16 protein-coding genes are annotated in these 23,111 nt (G+C 49.0%); 1 reads left to right on the top strand and 15 read right to left on the bottom strand.

Annotated features, from left to right (window positions below):
• Position 1 precedes the first annotated feature (1 nt).
• The 11 genes from ACAW68_03415 to ACAW68_03365 form a co-directional block, all read right to left on the bottom strand.
• On the bottom strand, positions 2-505 hold the full coding sequence (locus ACAW68_03415; GenBank protein ID XGA16617.1) for a shikimate kinase: 504 nt from the start codon (positions 503-505) through the stop codon (positions 2-4).
• Positions 505-1,800, bottom strand: a complete 1,296-nt coding sequence (gene aroA / locus ACAW68_03410) for a 3-phosphoshikimate 1-carboxyvinyltransferase (protein XGA16616.1) — start codon at positions 1,798-1,800, stop codon at positions 505-507. Before aroA ends, ACAW68_03415 begins: the two co-directional genes overlap by 1 nt.
• A gap of 22 nt (positions 1,801-1,822) precedes the next feature.
• Positions 1,823-3,001: a chorismate synthase gene (gene aroC, locus ACAW68_03405; protein XGA16615.1), complete on the bottom strand. Its 1,179-nt coding sequence runs from the start codon at positions 2,999-3,001 to the stop codon at positions 1,823-1,825.
• A complete protein-coding gene (gene aroB, locus ACAW68_03400; protein XGA16614.1) occupies positions 3,001-4,068 on the bottom strand; it encodes a 3-dehydroquinate synthase in 1,068 nt (355 codons plus the stop codon). Before aroB ends, aroC begins: the two co-directional genes overlap by 1 nt.
• A gap of 1 nt (position 4,069) precedes the next feature.
• Entirely contained in the window at positions 4,070-5,059 is a 990-nt protein-coding gene (gene aroF / locus ACAW68_03395; protein XGA16613.1) for a 3-deoxy-7-phosphoheptulonate synthase, read from the bottom strand.
• 2 nt (positions 5,060-5,061) lie between these two features.
• Positions 5,062-5,883 carry a shikimate dehydrogenase gene (gene aroE, locus ACAW68_03390; protein ID XGA16612.1) on the bottom strand — a complete coding sequence of 274 codons (822 nt, stop codon included), beginning with the start codon at positions 5,881-5,883 and terminating at the stop codon, positions 5,062-5,064.
• A 113-nt stretch (positions 5,884-5,996) separates the two neighbouring features.
• Positions 5,997-6,683: a VIT family protein gene (locus ACAW68_03385; GenBank protein XGA16611.1), complete on the bottom strand. Its 687-nt coding sequence runs from the start codon at positions 6,681-6,683 to the stop codon at positions 5,997-5,999.
• Between the two features lie 13 nt (positions 6,684-6,696).
• Complete coding sequence (locus ACAW68_03380) at positions 6,697-7,386, bottom strand: VIT family protein (GenBank protein ID XGA16610.1); 690 nt, start codon at positions 7,384-7,386, stop codon at positions 6,697-6,699.
• A 138-nt stretch (positions 7,387-7,524) separates the two neighbouring features.
• On the bottom strand, positions 7,525-8,736 hold the full coding sequence (locus ACAW68_03375) for an OFA family MFS transporter (protein ID XGA16609.1): 1,212 nt from the start codon (positions 8,734-8,736) through the stop codon (positions 7,525-7,527).
• Positions 8,737-8,779: 43 nt separating this feature from the next.
• Positions 8,780-9,715, bottom strand: coding sequence for a nitronate monooxygenase (locus ACAW68_03370; protein ID XGA16608.1), 936 nt, complete (start codon positions 9,713-9,715; stop codon positions 8,780-8,782).
• A gap of 34 nt (positions 9,716-9,749) precedes the next feature.
• Positions 9,750-11,309, bottom strand: a complete 1,560-nt coding sequence (locus ACAW68_03365) for an acyl CoA:acetate/3-ketoacid CoA transferase (protein ID XGA16607.1) — start codon at positions 11,307-11,309, stop codon at positions 9,750-9,752.
• A gap of 159 nt (positions 11,310-11,468) precedes the next feature.
• On the opposite strand from ACAW68_03365, the gene ACAW68_03360 reads away from it, so the two are divergent.
• Positions 11,469-12,359: a LysR family transcriptional regulator gene (locus ACAW68_03360; GenBank protein ID XGA16606.1), complete on the top strand. Its 891-nt coding sequence runs from the start codon at positions 11,469-11,471 to the stop codon at positions 12,357-12,359.
• Between the two features lie 63 nt (positions 12,360-12,422).
• Here ACAW68_03360 and ACAW68_03355 read toward each other — a convergent pair whose 3' ends face one another.
• The 4 genes from ACAW68_03355 to ACAW68_03340 all read right to left on the bottom strand — a co-directional run bounded on the left by ACAW68_03355 (position 12,423) and on the right by ACAW68_03340 (position 23,103).
• Entirely contained in the window at positions 12,423-12,821 is a 399-nt protein-coding gene (locus ACAW68_03355) for a hypothetical protein (protein XGA16605.1), read from the bottom strand.
• Entirely contained in the window at positions 12,788-13,036 is a 249-nt protein-coding gene (locus tag ACAW68_03350; GenBank protein ID XGA16604.1) for a hypothetical protein, read from the bottom strand. The genes ACAW68_03355 and ACAW68_03350 overlap by 34 nt, the downstream gene beginning before the upstream one ends.
• Positions 13,017-14,378, bottom strand: coding sequence for a glycosyltransferase (locus ACAW68_03345; protein ID XGA16603.1), 1,362 nt, complete (start codon positions 14,376-14,378; stop codon positions 13,017-13,019). The genes ACAW68_03350 and ACAW68_03345 overlap by 20 nt, the downstream gene beginning before the upstream one ends.
• Before the next feature lie 115 nt (positions 14,379-14,493).
• Entirely contained in the window at positions 14,494-23,103 is an 8,610-nt protein-coding gene (locus tag ACAW68_03340; protein ID XGA16996.1) for a hypothetical protein, read from the bottom strand.
• Positions 23,104-23,111: the final 8 nt, after the last annotated feature.

Here is a 23,111-nt window from a genome sequence, read left to right as displayed (position 1 = left end):
CTTATTCACCTAGTAACTCGCGAATTTCAGTTGCGACTTCAGCTGCTGTTTTATTATCCGTCGCAATCACGTGACTGGCAGCCGCGTCATATTTCGGCAAGCGGTTACGCCACAAGGCTGCCACTTCCATCAACGTCTTTGAACGCAAAATGGGGCGCGTGTCATCATCGGCCAATCGTTCCATCGTTTGACCAAACGAACCTGATAGATAAAACACTGGCACATTTGCTTCAGACAACAGTTGAATATTACCTGGCGTCTCGATAATGCCGCCACCTGTTGCAATAATGCCCTCATTATTAATGACTTCTTGCAACACATCATGTTCCAGCGCCCGAAAGGCTGACTCACCCTCTGCGGCAAAAATTTCGCCCGGCGTTTGTCCCGTCTTACGAATAATCATTTTATCGGTATCGGTTAATGGCACGGTCAACATTTCAGCTAGTAAACGACCAACCGTCGTCTTGCCAGCCCCCATGAAACCAATCAAAATCGCTGTTTTCATTACGCTTCCACCAATCTTTCTAGGTCCGCAAAGAAGCTTGGATATGACACGCTGACTGAATCAGCGTTTGCCAAAGCAACTTCACCATCCGTCAACAAGGCCGCAATCGCCAGCATCATCCCAATTCGGTGATCGCCTGATGAATCAACCACCGTTGCCTCTTCAACATGCAACGGCGTACCACCGTGCACCAAGAACCCATCTTCGCGAGCCTCGATGTTCGCCCCTAACTTATTGAGTTGCGTGGTCACCGTCGCAATGCGATCCGTTTCTTTCACGTGAAGTTCCTGGGCACCTGTAATCAAGGTGTCGCCAAGCGCTTGCGTCGCCGCCAACACCAGCATCGGAATTTCATCGACCGCTGTCGGAATATCTTCTGACGTAATGGCTGTCGCTTGCAAGGCTTGTGTACGAACAATCAAATCCGCGGTTGGTTCACCTTCTGAAATCACATTATCCAGTTCAATCACTGCACCCATGCGACGCAACAAACGTAAAATGCCGTCACGCGTTGGGTTAATCCCGACGCCGGTCAAGCGCAACTCACTATTTGGCACCAACAATGCGGCCACAATCCAAAACGCAGCCGATGAAATATCACCAGGCACGTTAATCGTTGTCCCAGTCAAAGTTGTGTTCGGCGTCACGATAATATCTTGGCCATCACGGGTAACTGCTACGCCAAACTTTTGCAACATCCGTTCAGTGTGGTCACGCGTCGCCAACGGTTCGGTAATCACCGTTTCGCCTTCAGCTTGCAAGCCAGCTAAAATCAAAGCACTCTTCACTTGCGCAGATGCCACTGGCAAACGGTAGTGAATCCCATGCAAGCCAAAGCCAGGCATCGTCGTCACCGGCAAACGGTGATTCGTCGACACAAAACGGGCCCCCATTTTCGTCAATGGATCAATCACGCGCGCCAATGGACGAGTGCTCAAACTAGCATCCCCAACAAACGTCATCGGGAATGGCTGATTCGCCAACAATCCCATCAACAAGCGCGTACTAGTACCAGAATTCCCCATATCAAGCGGTTCCTCGGGCTCCGTCAACGTCGTAAGTGGTCGGCCGTGCACAACGACACGGTCATCATACCAATCGACGGTTACCCCCAACTGCTGCATGGCGCCCAATGTATTTCGGACATCATCCGAATCGAGCAGTCCGTAAATCGTCGTCTCCCCAGTTGCAATACTCCCCAACATAACCGCACGGTGTGAAATACTCTTGTCCCCCGGTACCGTTAACTGGCCATTAATGCCGGTTGCTGCAGTTTTTAATTGTCGGTTAGTCATAACTTACTCCTTTCGGGGCGACTTAGAAGTTTTTAATTTCGGCACGGTACGCCGCTAATTGCTCCTTCAAACGATCCATATTATCTGTATCAAATTTATCCAAAATGGCAGTGGCCAACTCAATGGCAACCATGTGCTCCGCGATTACGGCAGCTGCGGTAACCGCCGTTGTATCAGAGCGTTCCACTGACGCACGATGGTCTTCGTGGGTATCGATATCGACACTTTGCATTGGTCGATAAAGCGTTGGAATTGGCTTCACAACGCCCTTCACCACCACTGGTTCACCGTTGGTCATCCCACCTTCGAACCCGCCGAGGTTGTTAGACCCGCGGTAGAAACCACGTTCTTCGCTCCAGTAGATTTCGTCCATCACTTCTGAGCCGAACTTTTCAGCGTTCTCAAACCCGCCACCAAATTCAACGCCCTTGAACGCGTTAATGCCAATAATGGCGCGCGCAATCTTGGCATCCAACTTTGTATCAGCGGAAACATATGACCCCAAGCCAACTGGTACGCCGGTTGCGATAACTTGGACTGTACCACCAACCGTGTTGTAATCACGCTTCGTGTCATCCAACAACGTGCGCATCTTTTCATCCGTTTCGGCGTCCAACGTACGTGTTGGGAAACTCTCAGTCACGGCACGCAATTCGGCCAACGTCTTATACTGAGCAATTTGACCCGCATCAGCGCGGACTGGCCCGATGTTTAACACAAACCCGTGCACATCAATACCTAATTCAGCCAACAAACGCTTTGCAACCGCTCCAACCGCAACACGCATGACCGTTTCACGCGCTGATGAACGCTCCAACACATTTCGCAAATCGGCCGAGTGACGATACTTCATCCCCCCAACCAAATCAGCGTGACCTGGGCGTGGGCGCATCACCTTACGCTTGCTGTTTTCTTCGTCAGCTGGCGTGTTGGGATCCATAATCTTTGTCCAGTGATTGTGGTCATCATTGTGCACGTTCAACGCAATCGGTGATCCCAATGTCACCTGGTGGCGTACCCCACCCATAATCGTGACCGTATCAGTCTCAATCACTTGGCGTTGCCCACGACCAGCTGCGTGCTGGCGTCGTGCTAGTTCCGTATTAATATCTTCTTGGGTCAAGTGCAAACCAGCTGGAATGCCCTCAATAATTGCCACTTCTTCCGGGCCGTGACTCTCACCCGCCGTCATATAACGCATTATTCTGGGTTTCCTTCCACGAATTCTTTCATTGCTGCTAACTCTTTTTTAACAATCACTGGCTTGCCCGGTGCCGCAATGGCGACCAACTGCAATGTGCCAGATTGATTTTTCTTATCATTCTTCAAATGGTCGTAAAAGTCACCTTTACCAATCAATGGTGAAAAGACTTGTAGACCAACGGGTGCCAAACGCTCAACCAACGCATCAGTCAAACCTGGTTCTGTAATCCCGTCACGCTCAAAGCGGTCCGAAATAGCGACCATACCAGCAGCGACTGCTTCACCGTGGCGCAATGACCCATGAGCCATCAACTCGATGGCGTGACCAAAGGTGTGACCGAAGTTCAACACCTTGCGCACGCCACCCTCTTTTTCATCGGCCATCACAATATCAGCCTTATATTGCACGGATTGTTCAATCAGCCATTGTGCATTGGCACGCACGTCGGCGACCGTCTTCATGCGACCAGTCCATTGCCAGAACTCGCCACCAGCCAAAGCTGACGTCTTGACGACTTCGGCATAACCTTCAACTAGGTCACGGTCGTCCAATGTGTCCAAATATTCTGGGTCGATGATCACCAAATCTGGTTGGTAAAAAGTCCCCATAATATTTTTCACATCATCCATGTTAATGGCGTTCTTGCCACCAACACTTGAATCAACTTGAGCCGTCAGCGACGTCGCCACTTGAATAAAGGCAATGCCACGCATATAAACTGACGCCACAAAACCGGCCACATCACCGATGACGCCACCGCCGAGCGCAATCACCCCATCTTGACGCGTAAAGCCATTTTCAGCCATCACACCAACTAGATAGTTGACCGCCTCCAAGGATTTCGTTTGTTCACCCGCCGGCAAGACCGCTGGTACAACCTCAAATCCATTCAACGTCAAATTTTGCGCCGTCACAGCCAAATAATAAGTGGCGACATTTTCATCTGACACCAACAGTACCTTACGCTTTGACCAAACCCGAGCAACTTGTTCACCAATTGCATGGCGCAAACCAGCTTGAATTTCAATGCGATATTGCTTGTCAGGTAATGTTACTTGAATCATATTATCCCCTTACAATTTCGTGAATCGCGCGCGCCTTGTCGGCTAATTCAGCAAATTGTGCTGGCGTCAAAGCTTGCGCACCATCAACAAAGGCCGCTTCTGGGCGATTGTGAATTTCGACCATCAACCCTTGTGCGCCAGCCGCCACCGCTGCCAAGCCAACTGATGTCACGTGGTGTGCAACACCGGCTGCGTGTGATGGATCGGCCAAAACCGGATAATGTGTTAATTCTTGCAAAACCGGAATGGCACTCACATCCATGGTATTACGCGTGTATTTGTTATCAAACGTGCGAATGCCGCGCTCAATCAAGATAATTTGGTCATTACCTTCTGACGCGATATATTCAGCCGCACTTAAAAGCTCATCAATCAAGGCGCTCATACCGCGCTTCAATGCGACGGGCTTACTTTGTTGCCCAAGCGCCTTCAATAAGCTGAAATTCTGCATATTGCGCGTGCCAACTTGGAAAATATCGGTATATTGTCCAACAATTTCAACATCACGCGTATCCATAATTTCAGTAATCATGTCCATCCCCAAGGCATCAGCTGCTTGGCGGTGCATTTGCAACCCGGCCTCACCTAATCCTTGGAAGCTATATGGACTTGTACGTGGCTTGTATGACCCACCACGAAGCAACGTTGCACCTGCTTCTTGCACAGCTACGCCCATCGCCAAAACGTGGTCAGCTGACTCAATCGAATCTGGCCCCGCCATCAAGACAAAATTGCCACCACCAATTACTGAATGCGCAGTCGTAATGACCGTATCAGCCGGGTGGAAAAGACGCGAACTTTTCAACGCCGCTGGGTGCTTTTCAATCACTTCAGCAACATCAGCCTCATTCACAAATGGGACTTCTGCCAACGTTTTAATCGTCGCAAAGCCCACGCGTTCCTCGTGTGCGTACACATTTTTCAAGCCGGCTGCTGTCGCTGCTGCGAGAGCCTGTTGCGCAGCTTGCACATTCTTCATGACTAAAATCATGGTTACTCTTCTCCTTCTTCAGCCGGCATAATCGCCTGCTTCATGACGTTGATATCAGGTAATTGACCGGTCCATTGTTCAAAACTCAATGCACCCTGACCAATCAACATGGCAAGGCCATCATCTGCTTGACGTCCGGCTGCACGGGCTGCAGCCACGAATGGCGTTGGCTCTTTCTTATAGATAATATCAACCACTTGGACATCTGGTTGGGTTTCATAGAATTGTTCAGTTGATAGAATCGAGATATCTGACTGCATCCCCACGTTCGTCGCGTTCACAATCAAATCAGCATATGGCAAATACATCCCAATTTCATCCAAATCATGCAATTCAACGCCTGCCAAATCATTGACCATCGCAGCTTTTTCCGGGAAACGGTCGCTTTGACGGTTGAACACGTGCAACGTTACCGACTTTGGTGCCGTCGCCATAATGGCGCGGGCTGCCCCACCAGTCCCAATCAAAATTACTTGATCAGCTGGCTCACGTAACGTCCGCCAAAAGCCAGCGCCGTCGGTTGAATCACCAATCGTTTTGCCATCGCGAATCACGACGGTGTTGACCGCTGAAAGGCGACGAGCTAATGGCGTCAGGTCATCCAAGTACAACATAATTGCTTCCTTAAACGGCATTGTCACGTTGAAACCCGCCACGCCGGATGCAACCAAACTTTTAAACGTCGCTGCCAATGCATTTGGTGCGACTTCATAGGCATCGTATTGCGCATCAATGCCCGCTTGTTTAAACGCGGCATTGTGCATTGCTGGTGATTTTGAATGACGGGCTGGGTAGCCCAAAAGTCCATATCGTGTCGTTGCCATATCAAGTGCGCTCCTCACTCCTGTTGTTACCTTCCAGCTTACCAAATTAAAGCCAATTAACAAAAAAGACCGAGCCTAAACTCAGTCTTACTTAATGTTTATTTTACCTAACTTTAGAAGAACATGCCAATGCCATAGTGGATGGCAATCGTCAAAAGTCCGATAATCACGTTTCGCTTAATGGCTTTGATTGGGAATCCCTTACCGATTACGGCACTTAGATACCCAGTCAGCGCAACGGCAACCACCGTCGCACCAATCGTAGCCAAGAACTCCCAACGTGGTGTGGCCAAAATCATCGCCAATAATGGGAACGCCCCACCAATGGCGGCACAAATCAAAGATGAAACAGCCGCTGACCATGGGCTCACATAGTGACCCAATTGGACATCATACTGCGTTGCCAAAATTGTTTCCAAGGGTGCCTTGGCCATCAACTCATCCGCAATCTTACCGGCGGTTTCAGTCGTTACCCCACGTGAAACGTAAAACGCGCGAATATCTTCAGCTACCCCAGCTGGGTTCACGCGCAATCGTTGTGTTTCACGATCCACAACCACCTTTTCAGCATCCGCTTGTGATGACACCGACGCATATTCACCAGACGCCATCGACAACGCACACGCCAACAGGTCAGCCAAACCGGCAATAAAGATTGTAAATTGATTGCTCGTCGCTGCCCCAACTGAGAACAGCACGCCAACAACTGTCAAAATACCGTCGTTCGAACCAAGCACCCCGGCACGAATCGCATTCAAGCGTTCTTCCATCGTTTGATGGGTTTTAACTTTATTATTCATAACGCAATCCCCCTTAGTGTCCAATCAACGTTCCGATGTAGTACGTCACGACCATTGTGAAAATACCCGCGACGATGTTGCGAATCGTCGCCCGTTTTTCATTGGCCCCAGACAAATGGGCGGCTGAATACCCGGTAATCGCCAACGCAATCAGCACGGCAATCCCCGTCGCAATGACACGCTCCTTTACCGGGAACAATGTAATTGCCAACATTGGCAACAATGATCCCAACGGAAAGGCAATCATCGATGCCATTGCCGCCCCAATCGCTGATACTTCATGGTGCAAACTGAAACCATAACGCTCACGCACTGTTGTCCCCAAGGCATCGTTAGCCATCATTTCCTTAGTCGCTTGCGTTGCCAACTCATCAGAAATCCCTTGCGCAGCATACTTGTTCTTCACAAATTCAAATTCAGTGTCGTACTGCGTTTTCAGGGCCGCCTCTTGCACCTTCTCCGCCTTCACTTGCGCATCATTTTGTGAGTGAACTGATGTATATTCTCCCATCGCCATCGACACCGTTCCCGCCAATGCCCCAGCGAAACCGGCAATGAAAATTGCGAATGAATTCGTCGTCGCACCGGCCACACCAATAACGATTCCTGATACCGACAGAATCCCATCATTGGCTCCCATCACGGCAGCACGAATCAAATTATTACGCTGCGCCAGCGTTTGCTTATCATGTTCCTTGCTCATGTTTCCAACCCCTTCTACTTTTTGCCTTTTATTAGTTTACACCGAAACAAAAGATTTTTATTTATGACTATAAGTAAGTGCGAAGAGCACGAAAAAAGGACCCTCGTAACCAGCGAGGATCCTTTCCGAATTAATGATTTAGTTTGCACGCTTCTTAAGTTGTACGTAGGCGAAGTTCAACACGATACCGACAAGGGCAATCACGATTGCAACATAGAATGCCTTTGAGAAATCACCTGATTGACCAGCCATACCAACGGCAACCTTTGGTGCGAAGAAAGCTGCAACTGAGTAACCCACGAATGTAATACCGTAGTTAACACCTTGATTGATGGGACCGAAGTTTTCCATCACCATTGGTGGGAAGACACCCATCACACCACCGAACGTCAAACCTAGCGCGATGATACCGATAGCGAATCCAATTTGTGAATTCATACCAAGGATCAACGCAAAGGCTGCGATAACCACAATCATAATGATGTAAAGCGTCTTGTTACGACCAATCTTGTCAGAAATTGTGCCCCACAACACACGACCAAGCGTGTTGCTCAATGAGTACAAGCTGACATAACCTGCGGCCGCAGTAGCCGTCAAACCGAACATACGTTGACCGATTGTTGAAGCGTTTGACGCAATCATCAAACCAGCAAATGCACCTGTAAATAGCATGAAGAAAATCAAGTAAAACGCTGGCGTGGCCAACATTTGTTGCCAGTTCTTGTTCACCGTCTTTGGTGCACCGGCTTGTTCAGCTGGTGACCAACCGGCTGGTGCGTAATCCTTTGGCGCAGTCTTAATAAAGAAACCAGCCAAGATGATGATGACAACATACGCCAATCCTAAGTAACGGAAAGCGTTCATGACATTTGAAGACTCGATAATCGCATTCGCAATCGGTGCGGCGATAATTGCCGCACCACCCATACCGGCCGTGATAATACCAGAAGCCAAGCCCTTCTTATCAGGGAAAAGCTTAATACTGTTACTCAACGCACCTGAGTATGCAAACCCTTGTCCAAGACCTGCTAATACACCGTATGACAAGTAAAGCATCATTGTGCTCGTCGCAAAGCCAGTCAAGAAGAAGCCGACTGCAAATAGGACACCACCCAAGACGATTGACCACTTAGCCAATCCTTTATCTGTTAAGAAACCACCTAGGATCATTGGGATGGGTCCAATTGCTGAGTTGATTGCGAAAGCCGTCATAATGGCCTCCATTGACCAACCTTTTTCAGCACTTAGCGGACCAGCCAACACACTGAAGGCATAAATAGCACCTGTACATAGCAAAACCACTGCAGAGGCAATTAGCACTGCCCAACGATTAATTGTTTTGTTTGTCATATTCCTAACTCCTCAGTTCCTAACCAGGGAACCTGATATTTAATTAGTAAGTAATCTTCAAGTTGTTAACCACTTCTTCAGCTTCGTTGAACAATCCTTCGATGATGTCCTTTACTGAACGCTTGCTGTTAACCATACCTGAAATTTCACCGGCCATAACTGAACCGTTTTCAACGTCACCCTCAAAGACAGCCTTTGACAATGATCCCAATGACAACTCTTCCAAGGCGTCACGTGAAGCACCTGAGTACTCAAGCTCAAGGTACTTAGCGATCATAGGGTTCTTGATTGAGCGAACTGGGGCACCTGAACGACGACCCGTAACCGTCGTAGCCGTGTCATCAGCGTCCAAAACAGCTTGCTTGAAGGCATCTGGCACTGGCGTTTCGTCAGCCGTCAAGAAGATCGTACCAGCTTGGATACCTTGGGCACCCAAAGCGTAAGCAGCGGCAACACCACGTCCGTCACCGATACCACCGGCAGCAATAACTGGGATGTTAACAGCTGAAGCAACTTGTGGCACCAAAGCCATCGTTGTCGTCTCACCAACGTGACCACCTGATTCCATACCTTCAGCAACCACGGCTACGGCACCCAAATCTTCCATCTTCTTAGCCAACTTAACTGAAGGGATAACTGGGATAACCTTGATACCAGCTTCAGTCAAAGCAGGCATGTATGGCTTTGGCGTACCTGCACCAGTCATAACGAATGGCACTTCTTCTTCGATGATAACTTCAACCATCTCGGGGATGTTCTTCATCATCAACATCAAGTTAACAGCGAATGGCTTGTCAGTTCCGGCCTTAACCTTGCGGATTTCCTCGCGCAAACCTTCCTTGTCAAAACCAGCTGACGTCAAAACACCCAATCCACCGGCGTTTGATACGGCGATAACCAATTCGTGGCGTGAGATACGCGCCATTGATCCTTGAATAAGTGGGTACTTCGTTCCTAGAATTTCTGCAACAGTTGCCATAATTAATAGTCCTCTTTTTCTTTCGTATTTTTTCTTATTGGTTAACTAGGGCTGACAATCCGCCCCATTCTTCAGCAAACAAACCAGCGTCCATTTGCTTCAAGTTTTCACTGATAAGTGGCTTGAAGTCCATGTGTGCCAAGATGTCCTTTTCCAAGTCCATACCTGGTGCAATTTCAGTCAACATCAAACCATCAGCCGTCAATTCGAAGACGGCACGCTCAGTCACGTAAACAACCGGTTGTTGGTTAGCTGCCGCGTACTTACCTGAGAATGTGATTTGCTCAACATTGGCCACAAACTTAGGGAAACGACCTTCTTCGTCGATGACCAACTTGCCATCTTCAATGTGTTCCTTCAAACCAGCGGCCGTGAACGTTCCAGCAAAGACCAACTTCTTAGCCGTTTGTGAGATGTCGATGAAACCACCAGCACCAGCCACGCGACCGTTGAACTTTGAAACGTTAACGTTACCCGTTGCATCAGTTTGTGCCAAACCAAGTACTGATAGGTCAATTCCACCACCATCGTAGAAGTCGAATTGGGCATCCATATCAACCGTTGCTTGTGAGTTGTAGGCGTGACCAAAGTCCTTCAAACCGGCAGGTACACCACCAACTGAACCAGCTTCAGTTGTCAAAACGAAGTCGTCACTTACACCTTCTTCAGCTGCAACCGCTGAAACGTTAACTGGAATACCGACACCCAAGTTCAAGATGGCACCTGAACGCAATTCCATGGCTGCACGACGAGCGATAACCTTCTTTGGATCCAAAGGCAAAGCTGGCACTGACTTCAACGGCACACGTACTTCACCAGAAAATGCTGGGTTGTACAACGTGTTTTCCGTTTGGAATTGGTTTTCAGGTTGGGCGACCACAATGTAGTCAACCAAGATACCAGGCACCTTAACCTTCTTAGGGTGCAACGTATTGTTTTCCGTTACTGCTTCAACTTGCGCGATAACAATTCCGCCTGAGTTGTGTGCTGCTTGGGCAATGGCTTGCACTTCCATGTCCAAACCTTCCTTATCAAGCGTCAAGTTACCGTTTTCGTCGGCGTACGTACCGCGAATCAACGCAACATTGATTGGGAACGTTGGGTAACGCAACCACTCGTCACCGTCCAAAGAAATCTTCTTAACGATATCTTCAGTCGTCTTGGCGTTCATCTTGGCACCTTCAAGGTCTGGATCAACGAACGTTCCCAAACCAATCTTCGTGATGACACCAGGACCCTTCGTCGCAATGTCGTGGTACATACGAGTGATGACACCTTGTGGCAAGTTGTAAGCTTCCAACTCATTGTTGTTAATAGCTTCAGCGATGCGTGGAGAGGCCGCAGCAATCCCACCAATCCAACGCTTCAACAAACCAGGGGCTGCCAAGTGACTCATTCCCTTTTGGTCACGGTTACCAACCGCACTTGAGTGCATTGCCGTCAAACCTTGTGGGTGTGACTCAGTTGCATAACGCTCTTCAAGGGCGATTAAAAGTTCCTCTGCGACACCAGCAAGTCCAAATCCACTTACTGCAAGTGTGTCGTTATCTTTAATCAAGTTTACAGCTTCACTTGCTGAAATAACCTTACTCATGGTTGTTACCTCTTTAATTTCGGTATAAAATAATCTAACTAGAAGTTCTGCTTGTTACCAACATCACTTATCAACACAATTAAGTATAGCTACTTGTGAATAAATGAACACAGTCAAAAAGTTTGTTACCCCAACCAAAAGTTACACTAGGAGATTGATATGAGTCTTGAACGCCTTACCTACTTTGTCAATGCCGTTGATCTAGCAAGTTTCACCGCAGCGGCTCAAAAGAATTTCGTGTCGCAAACTGCCATCAGTAAACAAATGAAAAATCTGGAAGATGAAATCGGCACCCCGTTGTTCATCCGTCAGAAAAACCGCGTCACCGTCACGTCCGCTGGTCGTCAGTTTTACAATCACGCCAAGCAACTCGTGAACAACTACGAACAAGCCGTCCAACTCGCTTACGCAATCGGCTCAACCGATAAGCAGACCTTGTCGATTGGTTTCACCACTTATTACGAAACGCAACTCATGTCACCGTTGTTGCATCAGTTTATGGCGGCACATCCTGAAATTGATATCACGATTTCGCAAGATAATTTCCGCGATAATAACCAAGCTTTGCTTTCACAGACGATTGATATTCTGTTCTCGCGAAACTACGCGCTCAATTCAATCAGCGACTTCGATCAAATTGAGACAACGACGCTTGAAGAAGGCGATATGATGGTCGCCGTTGCCGAAGATGACGCCATTAGTCAATACGACGTCGTGCCCAACGATGCACTCGCCAACCGAGATGTCATCTTCGTATCATCTGACGCCGGCATGACTGAGCCACACGGTTTAACTGATAATGCTCGCCAAGACGGCTACGAATTCAATAGCGTCACGCGAATTCAAAGTTTGGAATTATTGCTAATGTTGATTCGCTTGAATAAACTAATCGCCTTCTTCCCTGAAAACTCACTCTTCAGTACCAAAGGCGTCGTGTTTAAGCCACTCGAAAACACCTCACACCGCTACGAAATCATGCTGGCCACAAACAACCAAAATCCAAATCCAGCCGTTAAAATTTTCACCGACTTCGTTCGTGACAATAAATAGAAAAAACGACCACTAGGCACACGCATCTGCGTACACCTAGTGGTCGTTTTGTTATTTCTTATTCTATTGACCTGTATAACGAATAATCTCGATATTCTGATCATCAAACACATCTTCGAAGAACGCCGTCAAGCAACTGTTCTCCTCGTCAAACAACTTGCCATCATACATGAACGTCATGCTAATCGGCTGTTGACTGTCACCTTCATAGTTGTATAGCTTCTTCAACAACTTGCCGTTCGACAATTGCATGCGGATCATAATCGTACGTTGCTTATCGTCCCGAATCCAACGCTTCACCACATCCGCCTTTTCACCGACCAAATCAAACTGCCAGTTAAAACCACGCGCAATGTACTTCACCGCACGGACGGTTTGCTTCTGCCAATCCACCAACTGCAACGTTGCAACCTCATTGCCCATGTCAGTCACGCTGATTTCACCATACTTGTTGTATGACATCGCGTACTCTGGTTTAACGGCAAATCATTCAAATACGTTGCTGGTCGTAAACGAATTCCAGCAATGCGATACATCAAATATTCGCCCGGAAAACCATTGCGATATGACTCATTCTCCGTCATATTCACAACTTGCACGTGATGATAACGACGCTTGAGGTCCTTTAACTTTGTGACGACATCAGTAGTCTTGTCATCAATCAACATGATTTTCATGTGTCGCCTCCAATTTTGTAATCAAATCTAACCACTTAGCCTGAACATGTTCAGCATCATATTCACGTGCTTGTTCGCGGCCAGCTGCACTCGCCTTTTCACGCCAACGTTTATCCGCCAACGCCATTACAATCGCATTAGCCAGTGCATTCACATCCCCATCCGCAACCAACTTACCAGCTTTTCCGATAATTGCACGCGGACCATAATCAATGTCATACGAAATCACCGGCGTACCAGCTGCTTCAGCTTCCAGAATCGTGCGACCAAAGCCTTCCGTTCGTGACGTAAAAATCGTGACCTGTCCTGTTTCAAATGTACCGATTGGATCGGTCGTGGCCCCGTTAAACGTAATATACCCAGTTGCATGAGCGTCTGCGATTTGTTGTTGCAATTGCGTGTAATACGCTTGGTCAGAAACCGTGCCGTACAGTTGCAAATTAATATCACGATTTTGCTTATGCGCCTTCACCACGGCCGCAATCATATCTTCAACTCGCTTAATGCGGTCAAAGCGGGTCACCACAACAACCGACATCGCACGCCGGTCAGCCAAATCAGTCACCGCATCCGGTACCGTCACTGAAGCCGGTGCAATATCAACCGTTTGGGCACCCCACTCCGTTCGCAAATCAATTGCTTGGGTCTGCGTTCCCGTCACAATCCAATCGAACTTTTTAGCGCGCAATAAATTACGGAAGCCAACCAAGATTTGATGATGGGCCACGTGATGATCAGCGTGAATATACGCCACCTTCATTTCGGCATTTTCGACACTGCCATACGCCTGCGTCATTGTTTCCTCTAGCACATCGGCATACATGATACTTGGCTCTTCAGCGGTCAACTTGTCCAAGAAATATTTCACCATTGCTTCAAATGACAGCACATGCAGCATGCCACCGTCCCACAATAAGACTTGCGTCACCTTGTTTTGAACGTATAGCAACCGCATGCGTTCCGAACCATCCCGGTTATACAAAATGGCGCCACGTCGTGAAACACTCTTGTTATCCAAACCGTAATAGATTTCACCCACTAGTTCGTCATGTTGATTAAAGACCTTATCAACAATGGTTACCTGACGGGCATCATGTAAACGCTCAACGCGGACACCGCCTGCAACAGCCTCCCCTTGAAAATAATCCATCATGTTGATGTGGTGTGCCATGACATCTGGCGCAGCTTCACGCCAAATTTCTTCATACTGTGGATTGTAGTCAAATGTGACTAGTTTGACATCTTTGTTTAGATTTTTAAATAGACGTACACGCTCTGTAACAGCGTATGATCGGCCACTTTGGACGCGTCCGAAGAACTCCATTAAGAATAAATGTTTCATTAGACTCCCCCTGCTAACTTGCTCCCGCTTGCAGTATAGCAACAAATCATGGGAAATATATGAACTAATCATACAAAAACGCCTTCACAGGTCATTTCCCGTGAAGGCGTTTCCGTTACTTATCGTCGTGCTTCTTGCTTGTTTCTTCAGTTTCATTCTCGCGCTTACGACGCTTGAACAAACCAAGGAACAAACCGAACAACGTGGCCAAGCCAGTTGCCTTAGCACCCTCTTGCTCGTCCGAACCAGTGTATGGCAAGACGCCTGAATGTTGGGCCGTTGCCGACTCAGCTGCGCTTTGTTCGGCTGTGTAAGCCAACGAAGCAGCACTTTCAGGTGCAGCCGTTGCTGATTGAACTGCCGTGTAGGCCAATGAATGTGGCGTCAATATCTCAGGTACAATCGCCGGCGTCTCAGGCGTAACTGTTTGAACAGTTTGCGCTGGTTCAACCGGTTCATTTGGCTCAACTTCAACTGCTGGTTGCTCTGGTACAACCGTGTACGTGACATACTCAGTGAAGTTTGGTGTACCGACCGGAATATCCACGCCTGGCACGAGGTTGCGATCAGCCACGTAGCCCGGCATACCCGGTACAGCCACGTCCGGTACATGTGAACCATCTGGCGCCGTCCATGGGCCATACGTCACTTCACCAGTAACCGTATCGACCGTCGCCGTACGCGTGTACGTCACAATTTGCGTCTTCGTATCGACAATCGTGCCGTCACTTGTACGGAAGATAATCGTACGCGTCGTTGACGTCTTCAAGTGATCTTCATCAACACCGGCTGGCCACTTAGGACCATCTGGATTGTTCGGATCAATTGGCGTACCTGGTACACCTGGGTTATTTGGATCAACCGTCTTTGTGCCGTGCGCCAACGTGACCACAAACGTTTGGTTCAACGTTGAATCCGCATCAAACGTCATACCACCAGCAGGATAACCATCACGAACAAGAACGTAACCTTGGGCCATGTAGTAAGCGATTTGCTCAGCCGTCGTGTATGACGACTTGCTGTAACTGTCGCCAGACAACTGTTCAACATGGAGCACTTGCTTCGTGTTTTGATCAATGAAGTTGACCTTTGCGTGTTGACGATCAACCTTGTAAACAATGGTTGTATCAGTCGTTGGATCACCTGGCACAGCTGGTGGCAAGTAACCCTTGCTTGGGTTCTTCGGATCAACCGGTTGCAATGGCGTACCATCTGGACCTTGTGGCGTAAAGCCAGGTACATATGGGATGACCGGATAACCTGGTGAATTTGGATCAGCCGTCTTCGTTGGGTCATCTGGATCATTTGGATACGTCACTTCGCCTGGTGTCTTAACCCCTGGCACTTGTGGCACACTAGGTACCCAAGAACCAAGTTGACGGTAAACAACTTGTTGGATTTCATCTTCACTGGTTTCATCCATGCCAGCCACTTCTTCGACCACCAAACGGTCAGCAATGTAGCCCGGAATAACTGGTGATGTCTTGGCATCAAACTTATCGTCGTTGTTCACAGCCTGCCAATCAGAGTAAACAATCGCACTTGACGTTGCAGCACGTGCCAAACGCGCTCGTGGTTGCGCACTCTCTTGGGCAGCGATGACGTTAATGGTAATCGTACGCGTAAAGACAACCTGATCGGTAACTGTCTTCGCCGCCGTTGAACCATCCTTCTCATAGATATAAGTGATGGTCTGGTTGACCTCTTCTCGCAAGTCTTCCGTCGTTACCCCATCTGGCCAAACCGGTGGTTGTGGCCAAGTTGGTGAATCTGGATCATCCGGATCAACCGGCGTTCCTGGCTCGCCAAGTGGGTCTGGGAAGGTTGGTGAATCCGGATCGTTAGGATCAATCAAATCACCTGGTTGGTAAATCGGATCACCTGGCACCTTTGGATCATCTGACGTAACCGTGATTGTCGCACCCTTGAAGTGAACTTCAAAGGCCTGATCAACCGTTTCGTCACGATCAAATGTAAAGTGACTTGGGTAACCATTGCTTACCAACATCATACCAGCCAACTTGTAAACCATAATGCGGTTATAAGCGGTGTACGTGCTGGTTTCAGCTGAACCACCAGTAATCGTATCAACTGCTAGAACGCTACCTGTCTCATCATTGATATACGTAATCGTGGCCGTTTGCTTATTGGCCGTGTACGTAATCGTTGTATCTTCAGTCGGCGTCTCACTAGGTGCTGGTGGCCAGTAACCTGAACTTGGGTTATCTGGGTCAACTGGATCCAATGGCTCGCCATCTGTACCTTGTGGCGTGAAGCCTGGTACATATGGCATCGTTGGATTATCAGGTGTTCCCGGTGTAGCTGGATTATCCTCACCCGGTGTGTCCGTTGTAGTTGGATCATCAGGGTTATTTGGATAATCAATTGGCGTGCTTGGCACATCCGTTACGCCACTTGGGAATGATGGTACGTACTGACCAATTGGTGAGTAAACGACCTTCTCTGTCACATCCGCTGATGTTGCCGTCAAATCGCTCAAAGCAGCGACCGTTTGGCGATCAGCCACATAACCAGCAATGACTGGCGAATCGACTGCATCCATTGACGTTACCGTCGTTGGCACCCAAGCACTGTACGTGTATGCTCCGGTTACCGTATCAAGGGTTGCCGTACGCGTAAAGTGAATGGTTTCCTTAACCGCCGTCGCCATCGTCTTGCCAGCTTGATCCACATACGTAATCGTACGCGTCACTGACTCATTCAAATCAGTTGACTTCAAACCATCTGGATACTTTGGTCCATCAGGGTTATCCGGATTAATTGGCGTTCCTGGCGTCTTTGGATCGTTTGGATCAATCGTTTGTGAGCCGTGCGTCAAGGTTACCTTGTAGGCTTGTGTGACCGTCGTATCACGGTCAAACGTGAAGTCGGTTGGATATTCATCTTTAACCAACACGTATCCGTTAGCCAAGTAATCAGCCAAACGGTCAGCCGTCGTGTACGTACTTGATTCATCCGAACCACCCTTAATCATGTCGACAACCAAGGTATCGCCCGTCACCTCATCAATATACGTAATCGTGGCTTCTTGTTCATCCGCCTTGTACTCGATTGTCGTATCAGTGGTTGGGTCACTTGGCAAAGTTGGTGGCCAGTAACCTGAACTTGGGTTACTTGGATCAACTGGGTCCAATGGCTCGCCATCTGGCCCTTGTGGCGTGAAGCCTGGTACATATGACAACGTTGGGTTGTCTGGGTCACCTGGATCATTTTCATTTTCTGGTCCCGGTGTGAGTGGTTCCGTTGGATCATCTGGGTTATTTGGATACGTCATTGGGTCACTCGGAACATTTGTTGTATCGGCTGGGAACGATGGTACCCATTGTCCCATCTTGTTGTACACAACATTAACCGTCGTGTCCGCATCCTTAGCACCGATACCCGTCACCGTAGCAACTGTCTGCTTATCCGCCACATAACCCGTAATCACTGGTGAGTCCACTGCATCAAAGGTCGTATCGCCATTGGCAGCAACCCAATCACCGTAAGTAACTGCACCCGTTACCGCATCGACAGTTGCCGTACGACTGAGCGTGACCGTATCGGTCGCGTCATCAGCTGCTGTTTCACCGTTAGCGTACTTGTACGTGATAGTTTGCTTAACTGATTCATTCAAATCAGCTTCTTCCAAACCACCTGGATACGTTGGCGTTGGCGTGTCACCAGGGTTAACTGGATAAGTTGGGCTCGTTGGGTCATCCGGATCAACTGGACCACCTGGCGTGAAGATTGGTGAACTTGGCGTCTTTGGATCATTTGGATCAACTGTAATCACAGCGTGTTCCAAATAGACCTCATACGTTTGGTCATAATCATCTTCACGATCGAAGGTAAAGTTTGCACCTGGATAACCATCTGAAACCAAGACATAACCTGCTGCCTCGTAGGCTGCAATCTTGTCAGCCGTTGTGTATGTTGACGTCTCATCAGAATGTCCCGTGATTGTATCCATTGCCAAATGCTTGCCAGTCGTCTTATCAATATACGTAATCGTCGCTTGTTGCTCGTTGGCAACATACGTAATCGTCGTATCTTGTGTCGGATCAGTTGGCGTTGCTGGTGGCACGTAACCCTTACTTGGGTCACTTGGATCAACTGGTTGCAATGGGCCATCTGGTCCTTGTGGCGTGAAGCCAGGCACGTCCGGAATGACCGGATAATTTGGTGACGTTGGATCAGCTGGTTGCGTTGGGTCATCTGGGTCATTTGGATACGTAATCGGATCCGTTGGTACATCAGGCGTACCAGCTGGATATGATGGTACCCATTGTCCCATCGCCGTGTAAGTCACAACGGGGCCAGTGTCAGCATCAGTCGCCTGAATACCCGTCACTTCAGCAATCGTCTGCTTGTCTGCAACATAACCAGTAATCACTGGTGAGTCAACCGTATCAAACGTGGTATCACTATTTGCTGCAATCCACTCACCATACGTTACCGCACCTGTGACCGGATCAAGCGTCGCCGTACGGCTAAACGTTACCGTGTCCGTCTTTGGATCACTTGCCTCTTGACCATCGGCGTATACGTACGTGATGGTTTGCGTCACTGATTCATTCAAATCAGTTTCAGTCAAACCAGCTGGGTACGTTGGCGTTGCTGGCCAAGTTGGACCACTTGGGTTATCCGGATCAATTGGGTCACCTGGATTGCCTGGTTCTTCTGGGTACGTTGGGCTATCTGGGTCACTCGGATCGACCGGATCACCTGGGTTGTAAATTGGCTGACTTGGCGTCTTCGGATCACTTGGCGTAATCGTAATCGTCGCGTGCTTCAAGTGAACTTCATACGCTTGCGTCTTACTGTCATCACGGTCAAACGTGAAGTCAGTTGGATAACCATCCGAAACAAGCGTGTAACCTTGCGCCAAGTATGCTTGAATGCGCTCAGCCGTGGTATACGTTGACGTTGCATCAGAAACACCCGTGATTGTGTCGACTGCCAAATTCGTCTTCGTCGTGTCATCGATAAACGTAATCGTTGCCGTTTGCTCATTGGCAACGTAATTAATCGTCGTGTCTTCACCAGGGTTGTCCGTCGGCGTTGCCGGTGGCACATAACCCTTGCTTGGATCAGTCGGATCAACTGGTTGCAATGGGCCATCCGGTCCTTCTGGCGTAAAGCCTGGCACGTATGGCACCACTGGATAATCTGGCGCACCCGGTTCAAGCGGTTGCGTTGGATCATCCGGATCGTTTGGATACGTGATTGGATCTGTTGGCACACTTGGTGTATTAGCTGGGAACGATGGTACCCATTGTCCCATTTGCTTATACGTGACCTTAACGTTTTCATCCCCACTATTCGCCGTCAAACCAGCCGTTTCATCAACTTGCGTCAAATCAGCATAGTAGCCGGTAATTACTGGTGATTCAACCGCATCAAAGGTCGTATCGCCGTTCGTCGCAACCCACTCACCGTATGTCACAGTTCCCGTCACCACGTCATACTCGGCGGTGCGTGTGAACTGGACGTTATCCGTCACTGTCTCAGAAGCTTCGTTACCATTCTCGTAAACATACGTAATCGTACGGTCAACTGACTCATTCAAATCAGTCGTCTTCAAGCCATCCGGATAAGTTGGTGTTGCTGGCCAAGTTGGACCACTTGGATTGTTTGGATCGATTGGCTCGCCTGGCGTACCAGGTTCAGCTGGATACGTTGGGCCATCTGGGTCATCCGGATCAACTGGGTCACCCGGCGTGTAAACCGGTGAACTTGGTGTCTTCGGATCATCTGGGTCAATCGTAATCGTCGCGTGCTTCAAGTGGACCTCGAAGGCTTGCGTCGTATCATCATCCGTGTCGAACACAAAGTCAGCTGGCCAACCATCACTTACGAGGCTATAACCTTGCGCTTGCAAAGCCGCAATCCGGTCAGCGGTCGTGTAGGTCGTCGTGCCATCAGATTGTCCGGTAATGTCATCCATGACAATCGTTTGTTGCGTGTTGTCATCAATATACGTAATCGTTGCATGTTGCTCATTCGCAATGTAACGCACTTCAATCGACGTATCTGCATCCATCGCCGCAACGCCGGTCGCTTCCGCAACTGACGCACGGTTAGCCGTGTAACCAGCGATTGTTGGTGATGTCACCTCATCAAAGGTCGTATCACTATCAGCCGCAATCCACTCACCATATGTGATTTCGCCGCTGACCGTATCAAGTGTTGCCGTACGGGTAAACGTCACCGTTTCCGTCGCCGTCGTCGCAGCTTCTGAACCATCACGATCGTAAACATAAGTTACTTCACGCGTGACCGTTTGATTCAAATCATCATGTTCCAAACCGGCTGGATACGTCGGCGTGGCTGGCCAAGTTGGGCCACTTGGATTATCTGGATCAATTGGTTCACCTGGCGTACCCGGTTGTTCAGGATACGTTGGGCTTGATGGATCACTTGGGTCCACCGGATCACCCGGCGTAAAGATTGGTGAACTTGGCGTCTTTGGATCATCTGGCGTAATCGTTTGCGTAATACGCTCAAGTTGTACGATATACGCTTGATCAGTTGCCGTATCACGATCGAACGTGAATTCCGTACCTGGATAACCATCATCGACCAAACGGTAACCTTGTTGCTCATACATCGCAATGCGTTGTGCTGTGGTGTATGAACTTGCTTCATCAGAATGACCATCAATCGTATCAACCGACAAATCCGTATTAGCCGTCACATCGTGGTACGTAATCGTCGCCTTTTGTTCATCAGCAACATAAGTCACAACCGTATCACCACCTGGGTTATCGGTTGGTGTTGCTGGTGGCCAATAACCACCTTCTGGTGAACCTGGCGTTACCGGTTCAAGAGGCGTGCCATCTGGACCTTGTGGCGTAAAGCCTGGTACATATGGCATTGTTGGATTATCTGGCGTTCCTGGCACATTCGTATTTGAATCACCTGGTTCAAGTGGCGTATCGGCATGAGCTGGGTCATTTGGATACGTCGTTGGATCAGACGGCACGTTTTCAGTGCCGGCTGGGAATGATGGTACCCATTGTCCCATTGGCTTGTAGACAACTTGAACGTTTTCATCCCCCGTCGTTGCCGTCAAACCAGTGGTTTCAGCAACCACTTCCTTATCGGCGTAGTAGCCAGTCTTAACTGGTGAGTTCACCGCGTCGAACGTTGTGTCATTATCAGTTGCGACCCACTCGCCGTAGGTAACTTCACCCGTTACCGCATCGACTGTGGCCGTGCGCGTGAAGCTGACCTTGTCCGTTGCGTCATCGAAGACCGTTTCGCCTGCCTCATCGACATACGTAATCGTACGGTTAACCGTCTCATTCAAATCGGTCGTCGTCAACCCAGCTGGGTACGTTGGTACCGCTGGCCAAGTTGGCCCACTTGGATTATCCGGATCAATTGGATCACCAGGCGTACCCGGTTCCGCTGGATACGTTGGACTCGATGGGTCGCTTGGATCAACCGGGTCACCCGGTGTGTAAATTGGCGTTGATGGGTTCTTTGGATCATCTGGCGTCACGGTAATCGCAGCGTGCTTCAAGTGAACCTCGAACGTTTCAACATTGCCATCGACACGGTCAAACGCAAAGTCGGCTGGATATTCATCACTGACCAACCTGTAACCTTGGGCGTAGTAAGCAGCCAAACGATCCGCCGTCGTATACGTCGACTTCTCATCCGACACGCCATCGATATCATCAGTTGCCAATGTCGTGCCGGTCGTATCGTCAATGAAGACAATTCGCGCGGCTTGTTCATTAGCAGTATAGGTAATATCTTGGCTCTGCTTAGGATCATCCGGAATAACTGGTGGCCAGTAACCCTCACTTGGGTTAACCGGCTCCAACGGCTCACCATCCGGTCCTTGTGGCGTAAAGCCAGGCACGTATGGCAAGGTTGGGTTATCCGTCGTTCCAGGTTCGGCCGGATTATCCGGACCAGGATCCGCTGGATTCGTTGGATCATCAGGGTTGTTTGGATAGTTGATTGGGTCACTTGGGACATTCTCAGTTCCCGGTGGGAAATGTGGTACCCATTGACCAACCGCCGTATACGTCACAACCACTGATGTTGACTCAGTTGCACCGGTGACAGCTACAAATTCAACCGAAGCCTTGTCGGCCATGTAGCCGACAATCATTGGTGAATCAACTTGTTGCCAATCGACATCATCGCCGACTGCCGTCCACTCACCGTATGTGACCTCACCCGTCACGGCGTTAACCGTAGCGGTACGTTCGAACACGACATTGTCCGTGACTGTTGTCGCAGCTTCAGAACCATCTTCGTAAACATACGTAATCGTACGTGTAACCGTCTTGTTCAAATCTTCCGTTGTTACCCCAGCTGGATACGTTGGCGTCGCTGGCCATGTTGGTCCACTTGGGTTATTCGGATCAATTGGATCACCCGGCGTACCAGGTTCCTCGGGATAAGTTGGGCTTGATGGATCACTTGGGTCCACCGGATCACCCGGCGTAAAGATTGGGTCACTTGGATTCTTTGGATCATCCGGCGTCACAACCACGGTGACTTGCTTCAACGTTACCGTGAAATCTTGTGACTTGGCTGTATCACTGTCGAACGTAAAGTCCGTTGGATAGTTATCATCTACCAGTACATATCCCATCGCCTCATATTGCTTAATACAATCGGCGGTTGTATATGTGCCCGGTTCATCTGACTTACCAGCCAATGGATCAACTGATAACGTCGTACCAGTTGTCGCGTCAATATACGTTA

It is taken from the genome of Weissella confusa (genome assembly GCA_041871065.1).
GTDB classification, from domain to species: Bacteria; Bacillota; Bacilli; order Lactobacillales; family Lactobacillaceae; genus Weissella; species Weissella confusa_A.
This window is presented reverse-complemented; position numbering and strand designations above follow the sequence as displayed.